Raw genomic sequence first — 853 nt, forward strand, 5'->3', positions numbered from 1 at the left:
GGTGATTAACACCGTACAGTTCGAGTTTTTACCAATTCTTAGATCTGTACAATAAGCTTTAGAGTACTCTCAATCGGATTTATTCGAATGAGATAATATGCGGGAATGGCGGAATTGGTAGACGCACCAGATTTAGGTTCTGGCGCCGCAAGGTGTGAGAGTTCAAGTCTCTCTTTCCGCACCATTCTCTAAAGACTTATTATTCTCTTTAACTAGAGAACTGTTCTTAAATGAACAATTGTAGGGCTATCGCCAAGCGGTAAGGCAGCGGCTTTTGATGCCGCCATCCCCTGGTTCGAATCCAGGTAGCCCTGCCACATTTAATTATGTGGCTTAATTACTTCTGTCTAAGAAGACTAATAGTTAAGCGATGTAAGCTCGTTAAGAGCAAATTAGATATGCGGAAGTGGCGGAATTGGTAGACGCACCAGATTTAGGTTCTGGCGCCGCAAGGTGTGAGAGTTCAAGTCTCTCCTTCCGCACCATTATTCTTTGAATAAAAGAATCGTTAATCATTTGGTGATTAACACCGTACAGTTCGAGTTTTTACCAATTCTTAGATCTGTACAATAAGCTTTAGAGTACTCTCAATCGGATTTATTCGAATGAGATAATATGCGGGAATGGCGGAATTGGTAGACGCACCAGATTTAGGTTCTGGCGCCGCAAGGTGTGAGAGTTCAAGTCTCTCTTTCCGCACCATTCTCTAAAGACTTATTATTCTCTTTAACTAGAGAACTGTTCTTAAATGAACAATTGTAGGGCTATCGCCAAGCGGTAAGGCAGCGGCTTTTGATGCCGCCATCCCCTGGTTCGAATCCAGGTAGCCCTGCCACATTTAATTATGTGGCTT

General features: G+C 42.9%; 5 tRNA genes. All 5 read left to right on the top strand.

The window, feature by feature from the left end:
* The first annotated feature begins 99 nt into the window (after positions 1–99).
* The 5 genes from C9J12_RS30155 (at position 100) to C9J12_RS30175 (ending at position 835) form a co-directional block, all read left to right on the top strand.
* Positions 100–184: transfer RNA gene (locus C9J12_RS30155), tRNA-Leu, on the top strand.
* Between the two features lie 58 nt (positions 185–242).
* A tRNA-Gln gene (locus C9J12_RS30160) sits at positions 243–317 on the top strand.
* Between the two features lie 83 nt (positions 318–400).
* A tRNA-Leu gene (locus tag C9J12_RS30165) sits at positions 401–485 on the top strand.
* Between the two features lie 132 nt (positions 486–617).
* A tRNA-Leu gene (locus C9J12_RS30170) sits at positions 618–702 on the top strand.
* Between the two features lie 58 nt (positions 703–760).
* A tRNA-Gln gene (locus C9J12_RS30175) sits at positions 761–835 on the top strand.
* Positions 836–853 lie beyond the last annotated feature (18 nt).

It is taken from the genome of Photobacterium frigidiphilum, assembly GCF_003025615.1.
Lineage (GTDB): Bacteria > Pseudomonadota > Gammaproteobacteria > Enterobacterales > Vibrionaceae > Photobacterium > Photobacterium frigidiphilum.